The sequence below is a fragment of the Microbacterium sp. YJN-G genome (genome assembly GCF_015040615.1).
Taxonomy (GTDB): Bacteria; Actinomycetota; Actinomycetes; order Actinomycetales; family Microbacteriaceae; genus Microbacterium.
On the sequence record NZ_CP060402.1, the window covers coordinates 2,518,655 to 2,541,434 of the forward strand.

Sequence of the window (22,780 nt, forward strand, 5' to 3'; positions counted from 1 at the left end):
ATTCTAGGCGGAAGTCACTTAGGCGAGCGAGGCGACCGCATCCAGGATCATCCGCCAGAACCGATCCACATCCAGTTCCAACGCAATCGTGGCATTGTCAGGTCGATTGAGAATGCCGTGCAGATCGACGCTCGTCGCGCCTCGCGTCTCGGTCCCGAGCAGTTCGACATCCAGCCGGGATCGTACGGTTGTGACGACTGACGGATCCGCGAGAAGGGCGATCGTGATCGGGTCGTGAAGCGGGGCGTCGGGCATTCCCTCGGCGGCGTCGTATGTGGCGCAGAAGAAGTCCAGCAATTCGTGTCCGAACGCAGCCGTGTTCGTGCCGATCGCGCTGATCTGCTTCCGCACCTCATCGGTGATCAATGCCTGGTGGGAGATGTTCAGGCCCACCATAGTGAAGTCGATGCCGCTGTCCAGCACCAGCTGAAGCGCTTCGGGGTCCGTCCATGCGTTGAACTCGGCGTACGGTGTCGTGTTGCCACGTCCTGTCGAGCCCCCCATCCAGATCACACGCTCGGCCTTGGCGAGCACGTCTGGACGATCGCGAGCGAACTCCCCGATATTCGTGAGCGGCCCGGTGGCGACGATCGTGACCGATTCGTCGGAGTCCTCAATGACCTCCGTCATCAGGTCGAGGGCGCTTCTCGCGTCCAACGCCACGCTGGGAACCGGAAGATCCGGGCCACCAAGCGCGTTCGCCCCGTGGATCCAGTCGGCCGGATGCAATTCGCCGGTGAGAGGTGCGGCGGCGCCGGCGGCGATGGGTACTCCGCTGATCCCCGCGACGGTGCAGGCGATCCGGGCGTTCTGCGTCGTGTGGATCAGCTGCCCATTGCCGCCCACGGTGGTGATCGCTCGGAGGTCGATGTTCGGGTGCGCGGCCGCGAGCCAGATGGCGAATACGTCATCGTGACCAGGATCGCAGTCCAGGATGATCGGAGTGCTCATACCGCTCCGGCCTTTGCCTGCACGGCACTCGTGAGCTCATGGCGCAGCTCTGCCGGCAGAGCTGCGAGCGCTGTGAGGATGCCATCGAGGCTCGGGAGCCCGGCACCCGCACCCGGCACCCCGACAGCAGCTGCGCCGCAGGCGTTCGCCATCGCCGCAGTCCACCTCGGATCCTCGAATCCTCGAAGGAACCCGAAGATGAGACCCGCACTGAACGAGTCGCCCGCACCCGTCGTGTCGATGGCGCGCACCTCGGGCACCGGAGCACGGACGAATCCGTCGACCGTCAACAGCAGCGATCCCGACGCGCCGCCGGTCAGTGCCACCGTCGAGGGCCCGTAACCGGCGATCGCCTCCGCTGCCTGTTCGTCCGTCGCCTCGCCCGTGAGCAGCCGGGCCTCTTTCGTGCCGATGCTCACGACATCGACGTTCGCCAGGAAGGCGCGCAGCACATCTGGCACCGCCGCGACGGGATCGACGGGCACATCCAGCGACACTGTCTTTCCCGCCCGGCGCGCAGCGGTCGCGGCGGCTTCGGCCGCTGCCCGCTGCGGATCGGCCAGCAGCGCATAACCCGAAATGTGCACGTGCGAGGCACCGCACAGATCGGACGGCACGTCAGCACTCGTCAACTCGGCGCTCGCCCCGCGGTAGGCGAACATCGTCCGCTCACCGTCAGGGGTCACCGTGATGACGTTGAGCGAGGTCGGCTCGGTGCTGCTGCGCTGGACAAGACGCGTGTCCACGCCCACGGCAGTCAGCCCGTCGATGGCCTGCGCACCCCACTCGTCGTCACCGACGCAGGCGAGCATGGCGGATCGAACGCCCAGGCGCGTCAGCAGGACAGCCGTGTTCGCCGCCGATCCACCGAACCCCATGCGCTGTCGCGTCGCGACACCGTCTCCGCCTGGCTCCGGATAGGCGGGGATATCGAGGTGCAGGTCGACATTGAGGTCGCCGAGCAGCAGAACCTCGATCGGCTGGTCCTCGCCGCTCTGCTCCTCGATATCACTGACTGCCACGGATCTCAGTCTCCGAGCGCCTGCGCGAAGTCTGCGATCAGGTCCTTGATGTTCTCGATGCCGACGGAGACACGAATCATGCCCTGAGTGACGCCCATCTGCTGACGCTCCTCCTCCGGAATGTCGAGGAACGCCATCGTCGCCGGCAGCTGGGTGACGGTGCGCACGCCGCCGAGGCTCGCGGCGAAAGAGGCGAGCTTCAGGCTCTTGCACACCTGCGCCGCCTGCTCTTCCGTGTCGACGCTGAACGCCAGCATCGCGCCAGGCGAGTCAAGCTGCTCGCGGGCTGCCTCGTGCTGCGGGTGCGACGGGTGTCCGGGGTAGTAGACGCGCTTCACCTTCGGGTGCGCTGTCAGCCACTCGACGAGGGTCCCCGCGTTCTCCGTCATCCGCTCCACACGCAGCGGCAAGGTCTGGATGCCACGCAGCAGCAGCCAGGCGTTGAACGGCGAGAGTGCTCCACCGAGCTTGGTCAGCGTGTTCCAGCGGATCTGCTCCAGCCAATCCGCCGCCAGGATCTCAGAGTTGATGCTGATGATTCCGCCGACGGCGTCGTTGTGCCCGCCGATGAACTTCGTCGCGCTCTCCAGCACGATGTCCACACCGTGATCGTGCGGTCGGCAGACGATGGGGCTGGCGAAGGTGTTGTCGCAGATCACGACGATGCCGCGCTCGTGTGCGATGTCGGTGATCGCCCGCAGAGGCGCGACCTTCATGGTCGGATTCGCGATCGTCTCGACGTAGACCGCCTTCGTCTCAACGCGGATCGCCGCGCGCACCGCCTCGACGTCAGTCGCGTCGACGAAGGTCACGTCGATGCCGAAATCCTGGATGCGGTGATCGAAGAACTCGTGCGTCGAGCTGTAAGTGGTCAGGTCGACGACGATGTGGTCTCCGACACGCAGCAGCCCCAGCACCGCGTGCGACACGGCAGCCATGCCGGATGCCACTGCCAGCGCATCGGTGGCGCCGGCGATGAGCGCCATCTGATCGTCGAGCTTGTACTCGTTCGGGTTACCGCAGCGGCTGTAGATGTTCACTTCGCGGCGAGCGCCATCAACCACCCGGTCGTACGCATCGCCGTCGTACTGGTAGTTGGCTGACATGAAGATCGGATAGCTGATCGACTGTGTGCTCTCCTCGGGCGAGTAGAACACTGCGCGGCTCGCGAGGCTGAGTTCCTGCTGATTGTCCACGGATCTTCCTTTCGGTTTGACGGGTGAGGTTCCGGCGTTCGCCGGAGAGTTCATTGCTTGAGTGCACCGCTGGTGAGGCCACCGATGACGTGACGCTGGAACACCAGATATACGAGGAAGGATCCGAGCGCGGCCAACAGGATCGCCGCGAGCAGCACGGGATAGTTCGTCGTGCGCTCTCCCACGAAGTCGGTCAGACCCAGCGGGAGGGTCTTGTTCTCGGGACTGTTCAGAATCACCAGTGGGAAGAGGAAGTCGTTCCACACCCAGATGACGTTCACGATTCCGGTCGTGAACATCGCCGGCTTGGCGATCGGCACCATCACCCGAGCGAACACGGCGAGCTCCGATGCGCCATCGATGCGGGCGGCCTCGATGAGGTCGCGCGGCACGGTGGAGAAGAAGCCACGCATGATCAGGACGGAGATGGGCAGGTTGAAGGCGACGGTGGGAAGGATGACTCCCGGCAGTGTGTCGAGGAGCCCCAGCTCGCGAATGATCGCGACCAGTGGCACCAGGGCGATGTACGCGGGGATCGCCATCGCCACGAGCATGATCAGCTCGACCGCCGGCATCCACTTCGTGCGGTAGACCACGAACGCATAGCCTGCTGCCGTCGCGATGGCGACGGTGATGATGACGGATGCGAGCGTGACCAGAAGGGAGTTCCAGGCGTACAGGGCGAGTGAGCCGTCGGCAAGGGCTGCGGCGTAGTTGTCCCACTGCAGGGTCGATGGCAGTGACCACACCGACTGCTGGAATTCCTTGTTGGTCTTGAACGAGCTGTACAGCATCCACACGAAGGGGAACAGCACGATGACCAGGTGCAGGCCGAGCAGGGCGAGCACGGTGATCGTCCCCCATCCGAGGCGGGTGGGTGGCAGCTGTTCGCGTTCGTGTCGGCGCGGTCGCCGTGGTGAGCGCTTCGCATCGTCGGCGAGCACGACACTCATCGTCGCCTGACTCATCGCACGATCTCCTTGACTCTGCGGGCCTCGCGTGGCCGCGTCGCCGTGAGGACGAAGACGCCGACGATGACGGTCAAGACCAACTGTGCGATGCCGATGGCCGAGGCGTAGCCCGCCTCGAAGTTGCCGAACCCGGTCTTGAACAGGTAGGTGGACACGACGTCGGTCGCGTTGCTCGGGCCGCCGCGTGTCATGACGAATACGAGCGAGAAGGTCTTGAACGACGTGACCACTGCCAGCAGTACTGTCGCCTGCACGTTGGAGAAGATCATCGGCACGCTGATTCCGAAGAACGTGCGGAAGTGTCCGGCCCCATCCAGCGCAGCGGCTTCGTACACCGACTCGTCGACGTCTTGGAATGCGGCGACGAACAGCAGGATGTAGAGGCCCAGGTACGTGAGGTTCATCACGACCAGAACCGCGGGCATGGCGAAGTTCTTATCACCCAGCCAGCCCTGTGCGAGATCGTCGAGACCGATCAGGCGCAGCAGCCCGTTGAGGAGTCCGAAGTAGGGGTTGTAGACGAACTGCCAGAGCAGGCCGATGCAGATCTCGCTGATGACGACGGGGATGACGTACAGGAACATCGCGGCGCGCTTCAACCGCGGGATCACCCGCACCAGCCAGTAGGCGATCACCATACCCAGGCCCACCTGGAACACGATCGCGGCGAGCGCGATCAGGACGTTGTTCTTCAGCGAAGACCAGAACACGCCGTCTTCGGCGAGGCGAATGAAGTTGCCCAGCCCGATCCACTCACGCGGTGAGAATCCGTCCCACTTGAAGAACGAAAGCATCCCGGCATTGGCGAGAGGGTAGGCGACGAACAGCGCCAAGAACGCGAGCGCGGGAAGCAGGAAGCAGACGGCGATCAGGGATTCGCGTCGCTTGGCGCGATGCAGGCCATGTCGCCGGGCTCGATCCGGTGGGGCGCCCACTGTGAGCGCCCCACCGGATCGGACGTGATTCTGCACGGTATTACTCTCCGGCGTTGATGGCTGCGTTGATCTCGTCGGCGGCCTGCTTCGCGTCCACTGACCCTTCGATGAGTCCCTGCAGCGTCGAGTAGTAGACGGTGGTCGCCTTCGGCGGCAGTGCCGTGTCGTAGAAGGCGTCAAGGTGTGCGGACGGTTCGATGATGTCGGACACGATGCCCGAGAGCACGGGGCCGGCCACATCCGGCGTCGTCGCGCCCTTGAGCGTCACCATCGTCTTGCGGATCTCGACGTACTTCTTCATGACGTCAGGGCTCGTCATGTAGCGCAGGAACTCAACAGCCAGCGGCTTGTCCTTGGCCTTCTCGGACATCGCGAATGCGGCGGCGACTCCGGCGAGCGTGTCGGACTGGTCGCCGGCCCCGCCCGTGACGGTCGGGAACGGGAAGTAACCGAGCTCGAACCCATCCGGTGCATCCGCCGACATGCCGATCTGCCAGGTGCCGTTGAGCACCATCGCAGCCTGGCCGTTCAGGAACAGCAGGTTGGCCTCCTGGTCGGACATGCCGTTGGTCCCGGTGGGCAGGAGATTCTTCTTCGCCAGCGTCTGCAGCATCTCGGCGCCCGCGGATCCGAACGAGATGTCGCCGTCGCCATTGAGGAAATCGGTGACCTGGCCGCTCCCGGCGGTGCGCATCTGGCCGTACTGGAACCAGAAGGTGGCCGGCCAGCTGTCCTTGTTGCCCAACGCGACCGGGACGACGCCGTCGGCCGCGATCTCTTCGCTGAGGGTCAGGAACTCATCCCAGGTCGTCGGCGTGTCCCAGCCCTTGCTGTCGAAGAGCGCCTTGTTGTACCAGACCACAGCGGCATCGATGTCGATCGGCACGGCGTAGGTCGAGCCGTCGAAGCTCACCGAGTCCATCGATGCGTCGATGAAGCCGTCGCCCCAGCCTTCTTTCGCGAGTTCGTCGTCGAGCGCTGCGACCTGGCCGCTCTTCACGAATGCATTCAGAAATCCACCGGGAAGCGTGTAGAAGACGTCGGGCACATCGCCGGTCGACATCGCCGTCTGCAGCTTCGTCTTGTAGGAGGACTGCTCGGCCGCGACCTCTTTGATCTTCGCGTCGGGGTGCTTCTTCTTGAAGCCCTCCATCGCCCATTTCATGAACTCAACCTTGTCGTCCTGGCCGGCATAGGCATGCCAGATCGTGAGGGTTTCGTCGTCACCGCCACCCGAGGGCTCTGATGAAGCGCCGACGCAGCCGGACAGCGCGAGCGTTCCCACAGCGAGCGCGGCGATCGCGGCTCTGCGGACGTGGATGTTCATGGTGACTCCTTCGGACGGCACTGTCAGGGAAAGTAGTATCACCATATACTGACCTCACAGGTTGTGGTAGCACCACATTTCTCAAGATCAGCGTCGATCGGAGCGGAGGAAGCATGCACAGGGCGTCCCAGGACAAGGCAGGCGCACTTACGCGCTTGCGCGCAGCACTGCCCGGCCTGTCCACGACCGAGCAGCGGGTCGCAAGTTGGATCCTCACTCGTCCGGAACATCTGCTGGAGGCGTCGATGGTCGACGTGGCTCAGGCATGCGACGTCAGCGACACGACCGTCCTGCGCATGTGCCGCAACGCCGGGTTCGCCGGATACACCGATCTGAAGCTCGCGCTCGCACGCGACCTCGCAACACCGATGCAGCTCATCCACGACGACATCGCCGACGGCGACGACTCGATGACGATCGCGCGCAAGGTGTTCGCACGCGCCTCGCTCTCGCTGCAGGACACGGCGAATGTTCTCGACCCGGACGGGTTCGCTGCGGCACTACGTCTGCTCGAGAATGCGCGCAGCGTGCTCGTCGGCGGCGTCGGCACGTCCGGCGTGGTCGGCCAATCGTTCTATCAGCGCTGTCGTCGACTCGGCATCAGCTGCGACGCTCCGCAGGATTCACAGGTGCAGAACATCCACGCAGCCCTGCTCGGGCCGAGCGATCTCGTCGTCGCCATCTCATACTCCGGCGAGACCCGCTCCGTCGTCGGCATGGCCGAGCATGCCCGGAATGTCGGCGCGAGAGTGCTGGCCGTGACCGGAAATCGTGAGTCACATCTCGCCAAGGTCGCCGACCTCGCCCTGCAAAGCGTCTCGCACGAGACTCGCAACGAGCCGATCGCCGCCCGACTGTGCCAGCTCACACTTCTCGACGCGCTCTGCGTCGCCTACAGCCACCGCCATCTCGCCGACGTGCTGAGCAGAGAACAGCTCGCCGGCCAGTCCATCGTCGAGAGCTCGTTCTGAGCGCTCGCCCACTTCCCGAACAACGAGGAGTCATCCATGATCGTGCAGATCTACACCGCCCAGTCCGCTGCCGAAGCCGTTGCTCTGGCCGAGCACGGAGTGGATCACATCGGCCTCACTCCGACCACCGTCGGCCTCCCCGGTCAGATCAGCGAAGAAGTGGCTGCTGAAGCGGTCGCCGCACTGCGCGGACGCGCACGTTCCGTCGCGCTCAGTGTGGAGACGGAGCTCGATGAGATCGCCCGGATGGCAGCGGCCGTCCACCCCGACATCCTGCACCTGTGCGGTGAGATCGGCGCGGTCAGCCCCGACCAGGTGCGCACGCTTCGCGGGATGCTGCCCGAGGGCATGGAGATCATGCAGGCGATCGCGGTGGGCGCCGAGGGCGATCTTGCGATGGCGATCGAGTACGCCGCCGTCGCCGATTACCTCATCCTGGACTCGTACACGACCGACGTACAGGGAGTGGGCGCCGCCGGCGTCACCCACGACTGGTCACGCAGCGCCGAGATCGTCGCGAGTGTCGGCATCCCCGTCATTCTCGCCGGCGGGCTTTCGTCCGAGAACGTCGCCGACTCCATAGTGGCGGTGCGGCCGTGGGGCGTCGACTCCCTCACCCGCACGAACCGCCCTCTCGGCGAGGGGAAATTCGAGAAGGACCTCGACGCCGTCGCCGCATTCGTTCGCGGCGCCGCAGAGGTACCCGCGATCTGAGCGCGACCCGGCGACCTCGGCTCAGGCCGTCACGTCGAGCACCGCGCGCACGATGCTGTCCGCATCGATGCCGTGGTACCGATAGACGTCGGCGAGGTCGCCGGACTGCCCGAACCGGCTGACGCCGAGGTGTCGCGCGGGTACACCGTGCACTCCCCCGAGGAACGCCAGCGCGTGCGGATGCCCGTCGAGCACGGTCACCATAGGACGTGCGCGGTCTGACGGGAGCACCTGGTCGAGGATCCAGTCACTCCCCTCGCCCTGCCCGCCGCGCGCCTGTACTGCTTCGAACAGCAGCCCGGGGCTCGTCACGCAGACGATGTCAGCATCCACCCCGAGCACTGCGAGGCGGGTGGCCGCGTCGACAGCATCCGGAATCATCGCGCCCATCGCGGCGATCGTCGCGACCGGCTGCTCCGCGCTGCGCAGGCGGTAGCCGCCGGCGACGACCTGACGCCGACGGCGTTCCCGCGCGGCCGGGTCCACCGGGATCGCGGCGAGTGCCTGATCGACCCGCTTGGTCGACAGGCGCAGGTAGGCGGATCTGCCGCCGGGGCGGGCCATCTGCGACATGGCGGCGAGCAGCATCCACTCGACCTCCTGCATGAAGGCGGGCTCGAAGCTGATGCACTCGGGCTGCTCCAGGCCGATCGACGGGGTCTTGATCGATTGGTGAGCGCCGCCCTCGGCGGCCAGCGAGACCCCTGACGGCGTGCCGATGAGGATCGACTGGCCGCCCGTATACATGCCGTACGACCACGGTTCCAGCGCGCGCTCCACGAACGGGTCGTAGAGCACACCGATCGGGAACAGCGGTTGCCCCCAACGGCTCCAGGTGGTGCCGAGCTCGCTGACGAGGCTCACCAGGTTGACCTCGGCAATGCCCAGCTCGATGTGCTGGCCGCTCGGCCGCTCGCGCCAGTGCATGATGGTCTCGGGGTCGTCGGCGAACCAGTTCTGACGGTCGCTGGTCGACCAGACACCAGCCTTGTTCAGCCACCCCGCGAGGTTCGTGCTGCTGGAGACGTCGGGACTCGCAGTCACCACCCGTCGCGCGACCTCGGGTGCGGATCGGGTCAGATCCAGCAGCACCCGGCCGAGGGCGGCCTGGGTCGTACCGGTTCCCGAAGGGGTGCGGCCGAAATCGGCGGGAACCGTCGGCGGAGTCACGTCCACCACCGGATCCCGTCGCAACCGCTCGGCCGCCTCCGCGCACAGATGCCCCTCGGCGGAGTCGGGGTCGAAGCGCGCCCACGGTGCGGCAGGATCCATGCCCAGCTCGTCCGCAAGCTGATCGTACTGCTCGAAGGTCAGCAGAGAGGAGTGATTCTGCGGATGCCCCGCCGTCGGAAGCCCATGGCCCTTGATCGTGTACGCGATGATGACCGTCGGGCGGGTGTCGTCGATCTGCGCGAAGGCGGCGCGCAGCACTGCCAGATCGTGCCCGCCGAGGTTGCGGATCGTGCTCACGAGTTCGTCGTCGCCGATGGCGTCGAGAAGAGAGCGGATGCCGGCTGCGGCAGTATCCGCTCCTGGCAGCCGCTGCCGCAGCTCATCCGCCGGACAGCGCAGCAGACGCTGGAATTCGGCGTTGGGCATGTCGAGGATACGGGCGCGCAGCGCCTCGCCGCCCGGGCGACGGAACAGCTCCTCGAGTTGCCCGCCGAACGGTACGGTGATGACCTGCCATCCGGCAGCGCCGAACATCCGCTCGATCTTTCCCGCCGCGATGTTCGGCACGACCCGGTCGAGCGACTGGCGGTTGAGGTCGATGATCCAGACGAGCTCGCCGAGGTCTGGCACGTGCGGGTCGAGCAGAGCCTCCCAGATGGCCCCCTCATCGAGCTCGGCATCGCCGACCAGGGAGTACTGGCGTCCGTACGACGGTGTTCCGGAGACCGACGACGCATAACGACGCGAGATCGCACCCCAGATCGGGGCCGTGGCGCCGATGCCCACGGAGCCCGTGGAGTAGTCGACGGTGTCGGGGTCCTTCGACCGGCTCGGGTAGCCCTGAACTCCGCCGAACCTGCGGAGTGTGGTCATGTGCTCCTCGCCGATCTCGCCGAGCAGGTAGTTGATGGCATGCAGCACAGGCGATGCGTGCGGCTTGACCGATACGCGGTCTTCGGCGCGCAGCTGCTCGAACCACAGCGCTGTCATGATCGTCGCGATGGACGCACTCGATGCCTGATGGCCGCCGACCTTCAGGCCAGAGACGCTGGCACGAACACGGTTCGCGTGGTGGATCATCGACGTCGCGAGCCACAACACCCGCCGCTCGATGGTGGCGAGCGCAATGAGATCGGAGGTGGGGGACCCAAAGGGTTCGGCGGGAGCGATGGCGATAGGCATATGGCGGATTCCTTGAATCTGAGGCGCGGCGGCTTCGCCGTTCCTCATCGCGTTCCGACCCTCTTGGGGTGCGGGAGCTCCCGATTCGGGTTGCATCGGGAGCTGGCCGGGAGATAGGCAGATGGTTCCGCCATTGGATCAAGACCGTCCGTGGTGCACAATAGGCAGCATTCAAATCGAGCAGAACGCGCAAATCTAAGTTTCAACAACGACAGGACATGATCACAGTGGCACGCAACCGCCTGGCCGACCGAACCGACCGCAGCCTGCTTCGCGAACTCATCCGCAATCCCAGCAGCACCACCCTCGCCTTGGCTGAGGCAACCGGTCTGGCCAGGAACACCGTGCGCGCCCGTCTCGTCCGATACGACGAGGACGGCACGCTGCGCTCCTTCCAGCGACGCATCGATCCTGGCGTGCTCGGCTACCAGCTGAGCGCCTATGTCGTCACCAGCGTGACCCAGCGCAAGCTCGACCGCGTCGGGGAGTCGCTCGCCGCGATCCCGGAGGTCGTCGAAGTGCTCGGTCTGTCAGGCATCACCGATCTGATGATCCGCGTCGTCGCCCGAGACGCCGACGACCTCTACCGCATCGCGGGGCGCATCCTCGACGTCGACGGCGTGAAACGCACCACGACCGGCCTGGTCATGCGCGAGATGGTCGCATACCGCGTCGAGCAGCTGCTCTGACCCTCGACCCGGGGCGGTTCATCGGCGCTCCGCCCATCGGATAGGATGGACAGGTTGTTCCTGGTGACGTGTCCGAGCGGCCGAAGGAGCACGCTTGGAAAGCGTGTGTTGTGCAAGCAACCGCGGGTTCGAATCCCGCCGTCACCGCCAATGGTCCGAGCCCTGGGACGAAGTCCCGGGGCTCGGACCATTTCCGTGGCGGTTGGCACTTCGGGCAATAGGGCCGCACGCGGCCGGAGGCTCCGCGCGCCGCCTGCCCGCACGACGCAGGCCGACCTCCGCGACGAGGCGTTGTGCGGAGCGGCCGCGAGGGACTCCGATCCCGCCGTCGAGCGCACCAGCCTAGAGTTTCCCTCATGGCTGACATCGATGTGGACGTGCTCGTCATCGGATGGGGAAAGGGCGGCAAGACCCTCGCGGGAGCGCTCGGTCGCAAGGGACGATCCGTCGCCCTCGTCGAGCAGTCGAAGGCGATGTACGGCGGCAGCTGCATCAACATCGCCTGCATCCCGACGAAGGACCTCGTGCACAGCGCATCCGAACGCCGTCCCGAGGACGACCCGCAGGCCTGGTTCTCCGCCGCCGTCGGCGGCCGCGATGCGCTGACCGAGAAGCTCCGCGCCCGCAATCACGCGATGCTCGCCGAGGTCGCCACCGTCACCCTCATCGACGGCCGCGCCCGCTTCACCGGCGCGCACGACGTGCAGGTGACCGCGGGCGAGGACACGCTCACCGTGCACTCCGACACGATCATCATCAACACCGGGACAGAGCCGGCCGAGCCCCGGTTCCCGGTCGACAGCACGCGGGTGTTCGATTCGACCACGATCCAGCACGTCGATCCGCTCCCCGAGCGTCTGGTCGTGGTCGGCGGCGGATACGTCGGCCTGGAATTGACGGGGATGTTCTCGAAGTTCGGCTCGCAGGTCACGATGATCGACCACGGCGAGACGTTCATGCGGAACGAGGATCGCGACGTGGCGGATGCCGCCCGCGCCCTGCTCAAGGAGTCGGGCGTGCAGGTCATCCTCGGCGGCGATGTGCGCAGCATCCGCGACGAGGCCGGCAGCACGACCGTGGAACTCGCCGTCGGCGACAAGACCCGCACCCTCACGACGGATGCCGTGCTCGTCGCGGTCGGCCGGCATCCGGTCACCGCTGAGCTCGGACTCGACGCCGCGGGCGTCGCGCTCGACGAGCGCGGCTACGTCGTCGTCGACGACCGGCTGCGCACGTCGGTCCCGCACATCTTCGCCGTCGGCGACGTCAACGGCGGACCGCAGTTCACCTACATCTCGCTGGACGACAACCGCATCGTCATGGACGAGCTGAACGGACCGGGCACACGATCGACCACGGACCGCACGGCGGTGCCGTACACGGTCTTCCTCACCCCTCCGCTCGGCCGCGTCGGCATGAACGAGGCCCAGGCGCGCGAGAGCGGGCGGCGCGTCCTCATCGCCGCGAAGCCCATCGTGGACATCGCCGCGATGCCGCGCCCGAAGATCGTCGGCGAGACCCACGGACTCATCAAGGTGCTCATCGACGCGGACTCCGACCTGGTGCTGGGAGCCGCAGTCTTCTCGATCGACGCGCAGGAGGTCATCAACCTCATCGCCCTCGCCATGCGCCACGACGTGACGGCCACCGAACTGCGCGACAGCATCTGGACCCATCCTTCGAGCACCGAAGCGCTCAACGAGGTGCTCGCCACGACCCGCCCCCTGGACGCCTGAGCCGGATCAGCCGAAGAGCACGCCGTACATGGTGCTGCCCGGCCCCGACTCCAGCCGATGCATGCCGATCCGTTCATAGAACGCGCCGGCACCGGTGTTCTCCGGATTCATCCCCAGGTGCAGGCCCGGCACGCCGCGTCGGCGCAGCTCGGTGAACAGCGTCTCGATCAGTCGGCGTCCGAGTCCCTGTCCCTGCGTCTCGGGTAACAGATCGATGTGCAGGTGCGCCGGGTACTGCGTCGCATGCGCCTCACGGCCCGGTGCTCGACTGCTCGCGTAGCCGAGCATGCCGTCCTGGCGGGTCGGCTCAGCCTCCCCCGACAGCGGGTAGCGGGCCTCGACGCCCGGCCACCACTCATCCCGGAACCACGTCTCGAAGGCCTCGGTGTCGTCCGTCGACACGATGTAGCCGATCGTGCGTCCGTCGGGCGATTCCACGACCCAGGCGAGATCCGGATGCCGCTCCACGTACGGCACGGCGAAGATGTCGCCCCACAGCCGGTCATCGTCGAACAGGCCGGTGGCGTCGGCCCCGGCATCCGCCGTCCTCACGCACACCTCGTACATCGCGTCACGGTCGGAGGGCAGGTAGGGGCGGATGCGGGACACGGCTGCGCCGGACTCGGCCGGCTCGGTCATGGAAGCTCCTTCTCGCTCGATGCGGAGACCGTGGCGTCCCGGGAAGGCAGGGCCCATCGCCCCAGCACGGCGGCCACCAGCAGGGCTGCGGCCGCGCCGATCAGCATCCCGCCGATCGTGTCGGTGAGCCAGTGCACGCTGAGGATCGTGCGCGACAGGGCCATCGCCAGTGTCCAGATGATGCCCGCGATGACGATCCACCGTTTTCGGAAGATGATGATCAGCACGACCGCGATGGTCGCCGCGTTGGCCGTATGCCCCGAGGGGAATGATCCGAAATCCGAGGGCACCAGCAGGTCCTCCGGCCGCGCGCGCCCGAAGATCTCCTTGATCAGCTGCGTCAGGCCGACGCTCACCAGGAAGGTCACCGCGGCGTAGACCGCGGCCCGCCATCGGCGCATCGCCGCCAGCATCCCGAGAAGCAGCAGGGGCACCAGGAACGTGGCGACCCAGCCTCCGCCGATGATGTTCAGCGCGTAGGCGATCGATAGCATCCAGGGCTGCCGGATCTGCACCATCAGCCGGTCCCAGCTGGGATCCAGCCCGTCGACCGCTCCTCCGAAGAGGACGACGACCACCCACCCCAGGACGACGGCGGCGGCCAGCAGCGCGCCGCCCGAGATCAGCATCCGAGTTCGGGTCATCGTCCTATTCTGCCTGTCACCGATCCGCCCGCCCTGCATGCGACCGGGGATACGCTCTGATCATGAGCTTCGCCACCTCCCACCTGCTCCTCGCGGCATCCGCCGGCGACCTCGTCGCCTCGCACCCGGTCGAGGAGGGGCGCGTGCGTCCGCACCGCACCCTCGACGGCGACGGGTTCAAGATCCGCACTCTGGTCATGGATGCCGGATCGGTGCTGCGCGAGCACAAGGCTCCCGTGCCGATCCTCGTGACCGTCATCTCCGGGCGCATCCTGTTCCGCGTCGCCGGAGTCGAGTACGACCTCACCGCCGGTGGGACCATCCAGGTCGCGGCATCCGAGCCCCACGAACTGGAGGCCGTCGAGGCCTCGCACGTGCTGCTCACCCTGATGGGCTGACCCGCTCCCGTGCGCCCGGCTCAGGGGGCGAGCATCGCCACCGTGCGCGGACGCACGATCAGCCACAGCGCCAGGATCGCGATCACCGCGCAGCCGACCATCACGATCGCCATGGTCGTCGCAGTGATCCCCGAACCTGTCGAGATCAGACCCACGGCGGGCGAGATGATCGCGGCGACGCCGTTGTTGCTGGCGCCGAGCACGGATGCCGCGGTGCCGGCCGCCTTGCCGTGCCGGTCCAGTGCCAGCACCTGCACGCACGGGAAGGTGAATCCGCAGGCGGTCATGAACAGCCACAGCGGGATCACCGTGCCCCAGAACCCGGCTCCGACCTGGTCGCAGACGATGATCGCCGTGCCCGAGATCAGCAGCATCACGGTCGAGAACGCCATCACCCACTGCGGGCCGAAGCGCGCCGCCAGTCGCGAGGCCGCCTGCACCCCGCCGACCACGCCGATCGAGTTCGCCGCGAACAGCAGGCCGTATGCCTGCGGGTCGAGTCCGTGGGTCTGCTGGAACAGGAACGGCGAAGCCGAGAGGTAGGAGAACAGGCCCGAGAAGGTCATCCCGCCGATGATCAGCACGCCGACGAAGACCCGGTCCGAGAACACGCTGCGATAGCGCTGCAACACGGTGCTCGATCCGCGCTCCTGACGCCGCTCGCGCGGCAGGGTCTCGGGCAGCACGATGAGGGCGGCGACGAGCATGACGAACCCGTAGCCGGCGAGCACGACGAAGATCCCCCGCCATGGCATCACCGCGAGCAGGGCCGAGCCGATCAGCGGCGCGACGACCGGTGCGACGCCCGAGACCAGGGCGAGGCGCGACAGCATCACCACCAGGCGGCGTCCGCCGAACAGGTCACGCACGATCGCCATCGCCACCACGCCGCCGGCCGCGGCGCCGATGCCCATCACCACGCGCGCGCCGCCGAGCAGGATCAGATCCGGCGCGATGGCCGCGGCGACGCTGGCGAGCACATGCAGCGCGGTCACCGAGATGAGCGGCACCCGCCGGCCGACCTTGTCGCTGAGCGGGCCGACGACCAGCTGCCCGATCGCGAAGCCGATCATGGTGCCGGTGAGGGTGAGCTGGATCATCGCCGCCGAGGTGGCGAAATCGGCCTCGAGCTGCGGGAACGCGGGCAGGTACAGGTCGATCGTGAACGGCCCGAGCGCGGTGAGCGCCCCGAGCAGGATGATGTACAGCACCCGGCGGGCTGCGGGAATCGCATCCCCGGGGTGCAGCATGACCGGCGCGGTCGCCGGGTCGGAGCCGAGCGTGCGGATGGCTCCGGTGGGCGTGGACGTGCGGATCGTTCCGGTGATGATGCGGAGGCTGCCAGTGGGAGTGCGTTCGTCGGTCACGCGGGACTTTCACAGAGAAGGCGGATGCTGCGCCGAAACGATTCGACGCGCGAGAAGTCTCCTATGTTACTCGCACGGCTCCCGCCCTTCGCACCCCGATCCTGCGTCCCGCGTCCCGAACGCCAAGCCGCGAGAAACCACATCGGCCGCGAGAAACCACGCGTGCGCGTGTTTCTCACGCGGAATGTGGTTTCTCGCGGGAGGGCGGAGCCGACGCCGGGGTCAGCGGGCGATGCGGCCGAGTGCCTCATCGAGGTCGGCGATGAGGTCGGAGACGTCTTCGATGCCGACCGACAGTCGCACCACGTTCTCCGGCACGGCCAGCGCCGTGCCGCGCACCGAGGCGTGCGTCATCTCGGGCGGGTAGCCGATCAGCGACTCGACGCCGCCGAGGGATTCGGCGAGCTGGAACAGCGAGGTCGACTCGGCGAGCGCGCGGGCCGCCTCGGGCCCCGCGCTCAGGCCCAGCGACAGCATCCCGCCGAAGCCGCTCATCTGCCGGGCGGCGATCTCGTGGCCGGGGTGCGATGCCAGACCCGGGTAGAACACGGTCTCGAACTCGGGACGCCCGGCCGCCCACTCGGCGATCGTCTGCGCGTTCTCGCTGTGCTGGCGCACCCGCACGGCGAGCGTCTTGATGCCGCGGGTGGTCAGCCACGCGTCCAGCGGGGCCGAGACGGCGCCGACGGCGAACTGCTGGAACTTCACGGCCTCCGCGAAACGGTCATCGCCCAGCACCACGGCGCCCCCGAGCACGTCGGAGTGCCCGCCGAGGTACTTGGTCGTTGAGTGCACGACGATGTCGGCGCCGAGAGCGAGCGGCTGCTGCAGCGCCGGCGAGGCGAAGGTGTTGTCGACGACGAGCACCGCACCGGCGGCGTGCGCGATCTCGGCGACCGCCGCGATGTCGACGATCTTCAGCAGTGGGTTGCTGGGGGTCTCGAGCCAGACGATCTTCGTCTCGGGGCGCAGCGCCGCGCGGACGGCATCCGGGTCCTGCAGCTCGACCGTGGTGGTCTCGATACCCCAGGGGGCGAGCACCTTGGTGAGCAGCCGGTAGGTTCCGCCGTACACGTCGTTGCCGAGCACGACATGGTCACCGGGGCGCAGGATGCCGCGCAGCAGCGCATCCTCCGCGGCCAGGCCCGACGCGAACGACAGTGCCGAGGCGCCGCCTTCGAGGGCGGCCAGCTGGGTCTCGAGCGAGGAGCGGGTCGGATTGCCGGCCCGGTTGTACTCGTAGCCCTCGCGGAAGCCGCCGATGCCGTCCTGCACGTGGGTGGAGGCCTGGTAGATCGGAGGGATGATCGCACCGGTGACGGGGTCGGGCGCCTGCCCGGCATGGATGGCTCGGGTGGCGAACGCGCGGTCGGTCATGACACTCCTCGTTGCAGGTCGGTGGCGGTCATCCCACGGTACGCCCGGATGCCGCGGCATCCGGCATCCTGTTACCGTTCGCGACGTCGGCGGCCCCTGTGAGGGGGCGAGGCAGCGCGGGGCGCGTCAGCGGGCGAGATAGGCGAGCAGATCCTGGCGGGTGAGCACAGTGTGCGGGCGGCCGTCGACCGTGACCAGCAGCGCATCGGCGTCGGCGAGCGCCGCGCGCGCCTGCGCGACGGGAGTGTGGATGCCGATCAGCGGCAGCCGCTCCCCCACATGCGCGCCGACCGGGTCGGCCGGCTGCGCCTCGCCGCGGAACAGCAGGTCGAGCAGCCCCTTCTCATCCACCGTGCCGACGACCTCGCCCATCATCACCGGCGGTTCGGCGCTGAGCACGAGCAGCTGCGAGACGTCGTACTCGCCCATGATGCCGATCGCCTCGAGCACGGTCTCGTCGGGGTGCGTGTGCACGAGCGCGGGAATGGCCCTGCCGGTCTCCTGCTTCTGGCGGATCACCGTGTCTCGCGCCGCCAGCACATCGGCGACCGTCTCACCCTCGTCGACCTCGTTGAAGCCGTAGGAGCGCATCCACGAATCGTTGAAGATCTTGCCGAGGTAGCCGCGCCCGCCGTCCGGGAGCAGCACCACCATCACCGCGTCCGCGGGCAGCTCACGTGCCGCGCGCAGGGCGCCGACGACGGCCATCCCGCTGGAGCCGCCGACCAGGATGCCCTCCTCGCGGGCCAGCCGGCGCGTCATGGCGAAGGCCTCGGCATCCGTCACCACGACGATCTCGTGCGGCACCTGCGGGTCGTAGGCTCCCGGCCAGATGTCCTCGCCGACGCCCTCGACGAGGTACGGGCGGCCGGTGCCGCCGGAGTACACGCTGCCCTCGGGATCGACGCCGATCACCCGGACTCTGTCATCCGAGACCTCGCGCAGGTAGCGGCCGGTGCCGGTGATCGTGCCGCCCGTGCCGACGCCGGCGACGAAGTGCGTGATGCGACCATCGGTGTCCCGCCAGATCTCGGGCCCTGTGGTCTCGTAGTGGCTGCGCGGACCGTTCGGGTTCTCGTACTGGTTCGGCTTGAACGCCCCCGGGATCTCGCGGGCGAGCCGGTCGCTGACGCTGTAGTACGACTCCGGGCTGTCGGCCGGCACCGAAGTCGGGGTCACGACCACCTCGGCGCCATAGGCGCGCAGCACGTCGATCTTGTCGGAGCCGACCTTGTCGGGCACGACGAACACGCACCGGTAGCCGCGCTGCTGGGCGACCAGAGCGAGGCCGACCCCGGTGTTGCCGCTGGTCGGCTCGACGATCGTGCCGCCGGGCTTCAGGTCGCCCGACGCCTCGGCGGCGTCGATGATACGGCTGGCGATGCGGTCCTTCGCCGAGCCGCCTGGGTTGAGGTACTCGAGTTTGACGAGCACGGTGCAGGCGATGCCGTCGGTGACCCGGTTGAGCCTGACCAGGGGCGTGTCGCCGACGAGGTCGACGATGTTCTCGGCATAGCGCATGGGTTCAGGGTAGACGCGCGGATGCCGGATGCTGGGCGTGTGTTTCGGCGGGGCTGGGCGTCTGGGGCCCTTCGAGAGCCTCAGGGACCCAGCCCCTGCCAGTCAGCCCTTCGTGGCGCCGGCGAGCAGGCCGCGGACGAAGAAGCGCTGCAGGGCGAAGAACACGATCAGCGGCACGATGATCGAGATGAACGTACCGGCCGACTGCAGGAACCACCGGTTGCCCCATGTTCCGGACAGCGAGTTCAGCGCCTGGGTGATCGGCAGGGCGCCCGGCGAGGCGAAGATCGTCGCGACCAGCAGATCGTTCCACACCCAGAGGAACTGGAAGATGCCGAACGAGGCGATTGCCGGCATCGCCAGCGGCAGGATGATGCGGAAGAACACCTGGCCGTGACCTGCACCGTCGACGCGCGCGGCCTCGACGATGTCACCGGGGATCTCGGCGATGAAGTTGTGCAGCATGAACGTCGCCAGCGGCAGTGCGAAGATCGCGTGCGCGATCCAAACCCGCGCGAAGCTGAACTCGACGTCGTTCAGCGTCAGACCCGGGAAGACCTGCACATCGCCGATGGTCAGGCCGCTGGAGAACAGGCTCAGCAGCGGCACCAGGGCCATCTGCAGCGGCACGATCTGCAGCGCGAACACGAACACGAACAGCATGTTGCGACCCTTGAAGTCGATCCATGCGAACGCGTAGGCGGCGAGCGAGGCGAGCGCGATCGGGAACACCGTGGCCGGGATCGTGATGGCCAGCGAGTTCACGAACGCCGTGGCGAGAGTGGTCGACGTGCCGCCCGCGTTCAGCGCCTCGAAGTAGTTCTCGAGCGTGAACCGCGGGTCGGTGAAGACTGTCCACCAGCCCGTGGACTGGGTGTCGGCGCCCGGACGGAACGAGGTCACGAACAGGCCGAAGGTGGGGATCGTCCAGAACACCGCGATGATGACCGCGGCGAGGGTCGCGCCCTTCGATGTCAGCTTCTTGTGCGCGATGGCCTCGTTGCGGCGCGTGTCGCGGGCGACCTGGCGCTTGGTGCGAGTGTCCGTCACGACGGCTTCGGTGGCGGTCATCAGCGGATCTCCCTCTGCTTGGTCAGCGATCGGGCGTTGTAGACGATCAGAGGCAGCACGAAGATGAACAGCACCACGGCGAGCGCCGACGAGTGGCCGTAGCTCTGGAAGCGCTGCTGCTGGTTGACCATCTCGAAGCCGAGCACCGAGGTCTCGTCGCGGCCACCGGTCATCACGGCCACGATGTCGTACACCTTCAGCGACATGATGGTGATCGTCGTCAGCACGACGATCAGCGACGAGCGGATGCCGGGCACCGTCACGTTCGTGAACCGCTGCCACGCGTTGGTCCCGTCGAGCTCGGCGGCCTCGATCTGCTCGGTCGGCACCGCCTTGATCGCCGCCGAGAGGATGACCATCGCGAACCCGGTCTGGGTCCAGATGAACACGATCAGCAGCATGAACGTGTTGATCACCGGCTGCACCGCGAGCCAGTTCACCGGGTCGCCGCCGAACATGGTCACGATCGCGTTCAGCAGACCCAGCTGGTCACCCTGCCGGTAGTCGTACATGAACTTCCAGATGATGCCGGCGCCGACGAACGAGATCGCCACCGGCATGAACACGAGCACCTTCAGCACCTTCTCGCCGCGGGCCCGGTCGATGAAGACGGCGTACGCGAGGCCGACGGCGACCGAGATCGTCGGAGCCAGCAGCGCCCAGATCAGGGTATTGATCACGGATGACGTGCCGACGGGGTTCGTGAACACCCAGATGTAGTTCTCGAGGCCGACGAAGTCGGTGCCGGTCTTGTCGAAGAACGACTTGAAGAACGTCGCGACAGCCGGGTAGATGAGGCCCAGCAGCAGCATCACCGCGGCCGGGGCCATGAACAGGATGAGCTGGAAGAGGTAGCCGGCTCCCTGTCGCGAGCGGAAGTCGGCGAAGAACAGCAGACCGCCCGAGAGCAGTGCGATCGCGACGACGTAGAGCACGGCGTTCGAGTACGGGCGCAGCATCATGAAGGCCAGCACGGGGATGGCCAGGCAGGCCACCAGCCGCATGATGAAGTACCCCCTGCCGGGGCGCGGCGCGTACTCGATGAGCACGAGCACGACCGCCACGGCGAGCCCGAAGGCGAGCAGCACGACCGGGATCTGCAGCAGCGGATGAAGGTCGCCCATCCAGACGAAGAAGGTGTTCAGCGAGACGGGCCCGAGTGCGATGCGGGCCGGATCCTCGGCCGGGGCCGAGAAGATGAGCAGAAGCAGCACCGCGGCGATGAGCACGAATCCGGCGACCACGATGACGCGCGTGATCGTGCGTCCCTTCGCGTCGACGCCGTGTGTCGTCTGCGGCAGTTCTGTCGTCTGCGTGTCCTCGATGACTTGAGACATAGATAGCCCTTCTGGTGATGCGGGTGCGGGGCCGGGCATGTGCCCGACCCCGCCCCCGTCAGCAGGTTGCGCTCAGACTAGCGCTGTCCGCCGGTTCTCGAACGGTCAGTTCTCGTAGCCGGCCTGGATGTCGCTGAGCACCTGGTCGGTGGCCTTGCCGTCGATCCAGTCGACCATGCCCTTCCAGAAGGATCCCGAACCCACCGTCGACGGCATCAGGTCGGATGCGTCGAAGCGGAACACGGTGGCGTCGTCCTGCAGCACGCCCATGGCCTCCTGCAGGAACTCGCTGCCGGCCAGACTCGGGTCGGCGTTCTTGTTCGCGGAGATGACGCCGCCCAGTTCGACACGGGCGTCGGCGAACTCCGGCGATGCCATGAACTCGAGCACCTTGACGGTGGCCTCGTCGTCGTTGAAGGCCGCGACGAACTCGCCGCCACCCTCGACCTGCAGCTCGCCCTCGGTCATGCCGGGCATGATGAACGCGTAGACGTCGCCCTCGGGGCCGACCTCAGGGGTCGCGCCGTCGGCGGTCTTCACATCGAGGAAGTTCGCCGACAGGAACGAAGCCTGGTGGGTGAGCGCGCAGGTGCCGTCGGCGACCTTGGCCGCGACATCGGCGAACGCCGTGGAGTTGATGCTCTTCACGCCGCCGAAGCCCGCGTTGACGTACTCCTCGTTCAGGAGGATCGTGCCGACCGCGTCGAAGGCCTCCTTGATCTCGGGGTCGGTGAACTTCACATCGCCCGCGACCCACTGGTCGTAGACCTCGGGGCCGGACTGGCGCAGCACCAGGTCCTCGATCCAGTCGGTTCCCGGCCATCCCGAGGCCTCACCCGATGCGAAGCCTGCGCACCAGGGCACCTCGCCCGACTTCTCCTTGATGGTGTCGGTGAGCGTGAGCATCTCGTCCCATGTCTTCGGGACCTCGACCCCCCACTCGGCGAACTTCGCCGGCGAGTACCAGACGTAGCCCTTCAGGTTGGCCAGCATCGGCGCCGCGTAGAAGGTGTCGTCGAACGTGCCGTACGCCTTCCAATCCTCAGACCAGTTCTCATCGACGGCGCTCTCCACGCCCTCGGGTGCGGGCATCACCTTGCCGGTGTCGACGAGCGTCTTCAGCAGGCCCGGTTGCGGGACGATCGCGATGTCCGGGGCGTCGCCACCGGTCACCTTGGTGACGATGTTGCCCTCGAAGCTCTTGTCGCCGGTGTACTCGACCTTGATGCCGGACTCCTCCTCGAAGGCCTCGAACGCCTTGTTCAGGTCTTCAGCCTCGGTGCCGGTGATGCCTCCCGAGATGCGGACGGTCGCACCTTCGCCGCCGTTGCCCCCGCCGCCCGGTTCGGCCTCCGCGCATCCGGTCAGGGCGATTGCGGTCGCACCGACCAGTGCCAGGGGAGCGAGCAGGCGGTATCGCTGTGACAGAGCCATGTGTTTTCTCCTCTTCGGGTCGTCCGTCCCTCGAAGGCGCCCAGTCCCGCGGGCGTTGAGGAACCGATTCCAGGCCAACCTACTTGGCGAAGCACTCCGGGCACAATGGGGACACAGCAACATTC

At 67.1% G+C, this 22,780-nt stretch carries 20 protein-coding genes and 1 tRNA gene; 6 read left to right on the top strand and 15 right to left on the bottom strand.

Going from position 1 to position 22,780, the window contains the following annotated elements; all coding sequences use genetic code 11:
* Positions 1-18: 18 nt before the first annotated feature.
* From H7694_RS12080 to H7694_RS12105, 6 genes are read right to left on the bottom strand one after another with little or no spacing between them, the layout of a single operon-like run.
* Entirely contained in the window at positions 19-951 is a 933-nt protein-coding gene (locus tag H7694_RS12080; RefSeq protein ID WP_193596730.1) for a nucleoside hydrolase, read from the bottom strand.
* Positions 948-1,973 carry a carbohydrate kinase family protein gene (locus H7694_RS12085; protein WP_193596731.1) on the bottom strand — a complete coding sequence of 342 codons (1,026 nt, stop codon included), beginning with the start codon at positions 1,971-1,973 and terminating at the stop codon, positions 948-950. The genes H7694_RS12080 and H7694_RS12085 overlap by 4 nt, the downstream gene beginning before the upstream one ends.
* A 5-nt stretch (positions 1,974-1,978) precedes the next feature.
* Entirely contained in the window at positions 1,979-3,169 is a 1,191-nt protein-coding gene (locus tag H7694_RS12090) for a trans-sulfuration enzyme family protein (protein ID WP_227468096.1), read from the bottom strand.
* Between the two features lie 50 nt (positions 3,170-3,219).
* Positions 3,220-4,137 carry a carbohydrate ABC transporter permease gene (locus H7694_RS12095; RefSeq protein ID WP_227468097.1) on the bottom strand — a complete coding sequence of 306 codons (918 nt, stop codon included), beginning with the start codon at positions 4,135-4,137 and terminating at the stop codon, positions 3,220-3,222.
* A complete protein-coding gene (locus tag H7694_RS12100) occupies positions 4,134-5,111 on the bottom strand; it encodes a carbohydrate ABC transporter permease (protein ID WP_193596733.1) in 978 nt (325 codons plus the stop codon). The genes H7694_RS12095 and H7694_RS12100 overlap by 4 nt, the downstream gene beginning before the upstream one ends.
* Positions 5,112-5,115: 4 nt before the next feature.
* A complete protein-coding gene (locus tag H7694_RS12105) occupies positions 5,116-6,402 on the bottom strand; it encodes an ABC transporter substrate-binding protein (protein WP_193596734.1) in 1,287 nt (428 codons plus the stop codon).
* 113 nt (positions 6,403-6,515) lie between these two features.
* Between H7694_RS12105 and H7694_RS12110 the strand changes: the two genes are divergently transcribed.
* Entirely contained in the window at positions 6,516-7,373 is an 858-nt protein-coding gene (locus H7694_RS12110) for a MurR/RpiR family transcriptional regulator (protein ID WP_227468098.1), read from the top strand.
* Positions 7,374-7,409: 36 nt separating this feature from the next.
* A complete protein-coding gene (locus tag H7694_RS12115) occupies positions 7,410-8,087 on the top strand; it encodes a phosphoribosylanthranilate isomerase (RefSeq protein WP_193596736.1) in 678 nt (225 codons plus the stop codon).
* A gap of 21 nt (positions 8,088-8,108) precedes the next feature.
* Here H7694_RS12115 and H7694_RS12120 read toward each other — a convergent pair whose 3' ends face one another.
* Positions 8,109-10,442, bottom strand: coding sequence for a transketolase-like TK C-terminal-containing protein (locus H7694_RS12120; protein WP_193596737.1), 2,334 nt, complete (start codon positions 10,440-10,442; stop codon positions 8,109-8,111).
* Positions 10,443-10,660: 218 nt separating this feature from the next.
* On the opposite strand from H7694_RS12120, the gene H7694_RS12125 reads away from it, so the two are divergent.
* The 3 genes from H7694_RS12125 to H7694_RS12135 all read left to right on the top strand — a co-directional run bounded on the left by H7694_RS12125 (position 10,661) and on the right by H7694_RS12135 (position 12,867).
* Complete coding sequence (locus H7694_RS12125) at positions 10,661-11,131, top strand: Lrp/AsnC family transcriptional regulator (protein WP_193596738.1); 471 nt, start codon at positions 10,661-10,663, stop codon at positions 11,129-11,131.
* Positions 11,132-11,193: 62 nt separating this feature from the next.
* Positions 11,194-11,281, top strand: a tRNA-Ser gene (locus H7694_RS12130).
* 206 nt (positions 11,282-11,487) lie between these two features.
* A complete protein-coding gene (locus H7694_RS12135; RefSeq protein WP_193596739.1) occupies positions 11,488-12,867 on the top strand; it encodes an FAD-dependent oxidoreductase in 1,380 nt (459 codons plus the stop codon).
* A 6-nt stretch (positions 12,868-12,873) separates the two neighbouring features.
* On the opposite strand, the gene H7694_RS12140 is transcribed toward H7694_RS12135, so the two are convergent.
* Complete coding sequence (locus H7694_RS12140; protein WP_227468099.1) at positions 12,874-13,506, bottom strand: GNAT family N-acetyltransferase; 633 nt, start codon at positions 13,504-13,506, stop codon at positions 12,874-12,876.
* The gene (locus H7694_RS12145) at positions 13,503-14,150 is read right to left on the bottom strand and encodes a phosphatase PAP2 family protein (RefSeq protein WP_227468100.1); all 648 of its coding nucleotides are present in this window, start codon (positions 14,148-14,150) and stop codon (positions 13,503-13,505) included. The genes H7694_RS12140 and H7694_RS12145 overlap by 4 nt, the downstream gene beginning before the upstream one ends.
* Positions 14,151-14,212: 62 nt before the next feature.
* Between H7694_RS12145 and H7694_RS12150 the strand changes: the two genes are divergently transcribed.
* Positions 14,213-14,548, top strand: a complete 336-nt coding sequence (locus H7694_RS12150) for a cupin domain-containing protein (protein ID WP_193596740.1) — start codon at positions 14,213-14,215, stop codon at positions 14,546-14,548.
* A 20-nt stretch (positions 14,549-14,568) separates the two neighbouring features.
* Here H7694_RS12150 and H7694_RS12155 read toward each other — a convergent pair whose 3' ends face one another.
* The 6 genes from H7694_RS12155 to H7694_RS12180 all read right to left on the bottom strand — a co-directional run bounded on the left by H7694_RS12155 (position 14,569) and on the right by H7694_RS12180 (position 22,655).
* Positions 14,569-15,798, bottom strand: a complete 1,230-nt coding sequence (locus tag H7694_RS12155; protein ID WP_227468394.1) for a multidrug effflux MFS transporter — start codon at positions 15,796-15,798, stop codon at positions 14,569-14,571.
* 339 nt (positions 15,799-16,137) lie between these two features.
* On the bottom strand, positions 16,138-17,292 hold the full coding sequence (locus H7694_RS12160) for a cystathionine gamma-synthase (RefSeq protein ID WP_193596742.1): 1,155 nt from the start codon (positions 17,290-17,292) through the stop codon (positions 16,138-16,140).
* Positions 17,293-17,418: 126 nt separating this feature from the next.
* A complete protein-coding gene (locus H7694_RS12165; RefSeq protein WP_193596743.1) occupies positions 17,419-18,813 on the bottom strand; it encodes a cystathionine beta-synthase in 1,395 nt (464 codons plus the stop codon).
* A 102-nt stretch (positions 18,814-18,915) separates the two neighbouring features.
* Positions 18,916-19,884 (bottom strand): carbohydrate ABC transporter permease, encoded by a 969-nt coding sequence (locus tag H7694_RS12170; protein ID WP_193596744.1) that lies wholly within the window; start codon positions 19,882-19,884, stop codon positions 18,916-18,918.
* Positions 19,884-21,221 (bottom strand): carbohydrate ABC transporter permease, encoded by a 1,338-nt coding sequence (locus H7694_RS12175; RefSeq protein WP_193596746.1) that lies wholly within the window; start codon positions 21,219-21,221, stop codon positions 19,884-19,886. The genes H7694_RS12170 and H7694_RS12175 overlap by 1 nt, the downstream gene beginning before the upstream one ends.
* 105 nt (positions 21,222-21,326) lie before the next feature.
* Positions 21,327-22,655, bottom strand: coding sequence for an ABC transporter substrate-binding protein (locus tag H7694_RS12180; RefSeq protein ID WP_193596747.1), 1,329 nt, complete (start codon positions 22,653-22,655; stop codon positions 21,327-21,329).
* Between the last annotated feature and the right edge of the window lie 125 nt (positions 22,656-22,780).